Annotated in this window: 3 protein-coding genes; all 3 read left to right on the forward strand. The window is 54.5% G+C overall.

Translation table 11 applies throughout. The annotated features are described in order from the left end of the window. Positions 1 to 1,212, forward strand: a 1,212-nt coding sequence (locus ACSV5M_RS21530) for an OmpA family protein (protein ID WP_439178908.1), incomplete at its 5' end; no start/stop codon positions are given. 4 nt (positions 1,213 to 1,216) lie between these two features. Beyond that, entirely contained in the window at positions 1,217 to 2,815 is a 1,599-nt protein-coding gene (locus tag ACSV5M_RS21535) for a hypothetical protein (protein ID WP_439178909.1), read from the forward strand. A 3-nt stretch (positions 2,816 to 2,818) separates the two neighbouring features. Then, on the forward strand, positions 2,819 to 4,183 hold a 1,365-nt coding region (locus ACSV5M_RS21540; protein WP_439178910.1), incomplete at its 3' end, for a hypothetical protein.

Below are 4,183 nucleotides of genomic sequence, written 5' to 3' on the forward strand. Positions count from 1 at the left end.
AAGGGTGCTTTGGCGGCAGCCGCCGCCTTTTTTTATTTTCCGCTGATGGCCTTTGCCGTCAGTGCTGTCGATGATCCTTCATCGGGATTGATCAAGACCGACCGCTACACGCTGACGCGCATGGCGCCGCGCGCGGATCAGGTTGATCCATTATCCGCGATCATCAATATTTCCTTCAGCCCGTCGGTGACAACGATCGGTGACGCACTGGAAGAACTCCTGGATGGCACCGGTTATCGGCTAGTGCACATCAAGGGTGAGTATGGCGAGCCTGTCGACAAGATCTTGATGGCGCAGTCGCTACCTCGGACGCTCATGCAGATGGGACCCGTATCCCTGCGGGATGCTCTCAAAGCGCTCGGCGGATCTGCCTGGTCACTGCAGCACAACGAGCTCGGCCGCGAGGTCTGGTTTGATGTGCAACCGAGTTTTGAAGATGACAGCCGCATCCGCCGGTTGCTGGCATTGATCAAGACCGAAGAAGCCGCTGCACCTGAGAAACCCTCTATTGATCTTTCACAGCGCTATATCGCCTTCCCTGCTGGCAAGTCTGACGCCGCGTCGATCGACGCACGTGAACGGCAACGCCTGGATGACATTGCAGCGCTAGTTCGGCAAAACCCATCTGCCATTGATCGCTTGATTGTGAAAGGCGAAAGCCAATCGACGGATAACCACGCGACCGCCGCCCTGGCAAAACGCCGTGCCGGCGAAATTGCCAACGCGTTAATCAAGCGCGGTGTGCCGGCAGAAAAAATTGATGAGCGGTATACGTTCGCGAACCAGGCACCCGTCAATCGCCAGGGCGCCTATGTTGATCTGGTCGCGACGCCGGAGGTAGTGCCGCATGTTGCATCAGGTGCGCGCACAGCAACAGCGAAGATGGCTCCCTCTAATGATCTTAATGACACGGCAGTTGTTCAACCTGACAACGTGTTTTTCCTCTACCCAGGCGAGGACCTTGAGATCGCGCTGCGTCGGTGGGCGAAGCAAGCGTTGTACAACGATGTGGTTTGGAATGTGCGCGATGAGGCCGGCAACTTTGTGCGTGTGCCTATCCGGGCCGGTGCAACCTTTCGATGTGAATTCGCTGAATGCCTGCGTCGCGTGAAAGAAGCCTACGCGACGGCACCACGACCCTTGTATTTCGATATTGCGCTCAAGGAACGCAACAAAATTCTGTACGTTGAATTGTTGCACTACGGAGATTAAGCGCATGAATAAATCCCTATTCCTGTTCACGCCAATGATGGTCGCGATCACCGCCTGTCAGCCGTTCAGCGATTACCGGCAAGAGACCTCGCGCACGCAAACTGTTATCGATCAACACCAGGAAGCGATAGGCAACGGCGGCATGCGTGTGGGCGATGCACGCTACGATGTGCGCGTGTCCGATGGCTACTGGGTAGCGACGGATCTCGAAGTCATGGACTCGTCATTGCCCGAGCGTCTGGTGACGGAACGCAATGATTACATCCTGGGTGATAGTAAATCCTTGCAAGACCTGAGTGCATACCTCACGGCGCGAACCGGTATCCGCATTCGTCGCGCGCCGGAGCTGATTCCAAAGAACGAATTTGTTCGCAACGATTTGAGTTTGGGATTTGGTGATCAAGTCCAGCCGGATATGACGCAAATGCAGACATCCCAGTCAGGGCAATCCGGTGAGTTGTCTGATTACATCCATACACCAAATTACAGGCTGAATTTGAAGCGTGCCACCTTTGCCGAAGTGCTCGACCACGTCGCGCAAGCCATGGGGGTTTCCTGGTCGTATAGTCGTCGCGATGGCGTGCTGTTTTATTACTACCAGACGGATACCTTTGTCATCGCCAAAACCGGTGACGGTGGTTCAGCAGAAAGCCAAAGTACGACGGCGTCATCCGCTCAGACCGACGACAATGCATCCACGACAAGCCTCACGACAAACCTGAAGATAGAACCGAAGTTTTGGGAGAACACCCGGCGCGTCATCGAGGAGATGTCATCGCGTCACGGACGCGTCTTATTCAACGAAGCTACCGGCGCCGCGACCGTGACAGACAATCCAATCGTCGTCTCGGCAATTCGGGATTACATTGAGCAACTCAATAAATCCCTACGCTTGCGGGCGACCGTGCATCTCATGATCGCACGGGTGAAGAAGTCCCATGGCCAGGATCTTAACCTGAACATTGATGCCGTCTACCAGAAAGCCGAACAAACGCTATTCCAGCTGCAGACGCAACGAATTACCACCGGCGGCCTGTCGGGCTTCAGCGCGGAAGCTATCAATCCAACCAGCGCCTATTCCGGCAGCCAGGTCTTTCTTGACGCACTGGAGTCCGAAGGCGAAGTGTCCGTATTGCGGTCAAAAAATTTCGTGCTGCGTAATCACAGTTTATTCTCTATCTCGAAAGGCGATTTCATACGCTATTTGAGCAGCGCATCCACCACCAATACCTCGCAAGTAGGCTCAACCGAATCGTCAGAAATTACGGATCTGTTTGTCGGTTTTGGTATGAGCTTTTATACCAGGGTGATCAATAAAAATCGTGTGGTGTTCAACATTCTTCTGGATCAGTCCGATTTAAATGGATTTGAATCGATTCCAATCAGCAGTGAATTGGTGTCGCAGGTACCGCAAACGTCGAAAGAAAGCGTGATACAAGAATACGAGATGAAGTCTGGCGAAAGCCAGGTGTTGCTCGCCTTTGATCTCAGCTCAGGAAAATACGATAACGCATCGAACCTGGGGTGCTTGTTTGGCTGTAATCGGTCCGGTTCGCGCGAGCGCGAATACTTGCTGTACATCATGACAGCGAGTTTGGAGTAAACCATGCCGATGCTCGCGTCATTGAAAGACCGGCTCGCAACGGAACTCCCGGCGCTGCGTGACCACAAGCTGGCTTACCTGCAACGCATCGGCGGCCGCCAGGTCGTGTTTGGTGTGGAGTGGTACCTGGTCACCAGTGCTGCTGACAAAGCGGGTATACGACAAGCCTGTCGCGAATCGGCGGGCAACTTTGGTGTGCTCATGCAGTCGCACGCGGATGATGGCACCGGTGCCGATGAAGTGGTGTTTGGTGTGCCGGCGAATATTCGGCGGTTATCGCGCGCAACGGCCGCTGCCAGTGTGGCGGCGAGCATCTACACCACCGCCATTATCGTTGTTGCGATTGATACTGAACATTACTGGTTGTTGGGATTATCTCAAGGCATTCCAATTATCGGTAAAGACATGATCCTGGGTGCCGCGAAAACCAAACAGATTGTCATTGAGTTATTAATGGCGTTTCCGGATTTTGAATTGGTCGGCGACGCCGACTTTTGGCGCGATGTGAAACCCCGTGCGCGGGTTATCGAAGAAACACTCGATAGTTTTTTCACGGTGGAGCGTGTGCAAAATGCAGCCCTACTGACACGCTATGATCGTCAGTGGCATGGTTTCGGTGTTCGCGCGGCGTTGTTCGTCATACCACTCGCGATCGCCATCCTGTATTACGAAAACATCAAGCAGTTCGCCGAGCGGCACTGGAGCGACACACAACAAATTGAGCAGCAGCGAGCCTGGGATGATCAGGTCGCACGCGAGAATGCCGCCATTGTTGCGGAATACAATCGCGTGGCGGCGAACCATCCGATCGATAACTGGATTCAACGTCTCGCACGTACCGTGGATCGATTGAAACTGGAGTCACGCGGCTGGCGCTTAGGCAGCCTGGAATGCGGTTCGCAATTGCCTTACTGCACGGCAACCTGGTTGAACCAGGGCGTGGGCACATTCAAAGGCCTGTCCGCGACCATGGGTCATGTGGGCGAAATGCAATTCGTATCCCCTGGCCAGGTAACACAAACCATCACCATCCCGCATCTGTCGCCCGCGCAGTTCGATGAGCGCGCTGTGGCGAACGCCATTGCACGCATGCCAGACCAATCCCGATTCTACGTCGACTACGTGAGCGTGCTGCAGGCGCTGTCGAGCGTGCCCTACATCGACGCCGGCTTGAATCAAACCGAACTGCGCACTATCGGTGCGAATACACAAATGCCGCCTGATGTTTCCCCGTCTACTGAGCCGCTCGGGCAGTTTGCGGTGGGCAGCTGGCGCCTTTCAGGTGAGGGATTGAAATTGCTGATCGGCAGTTTGCAAAAGCTGGACGCACGCGTGTTTTTTGGTAAGTCCCTGTTGCTCGAATTTCAT

This window comes from Cellvibrio sp. ARAG 10.3 (genome assembly GCF_051846955.1).
GTDB lineage: Bacteria > Pseudomonadota > Gammaproteobacteria > Pseudomonadales > Cellvibrionaceae > Cellvibrio.

Bases quoted from the DNA above. Each gene is read 5' to 3' on its own strand.
- ACSV5M_RS21535 (WP_439178909.1), top strand. From the start codon at position 1,217: ATGAATAAATCCCTATTCCTGTTCACGCCAATGATGGTCGCGATCACC.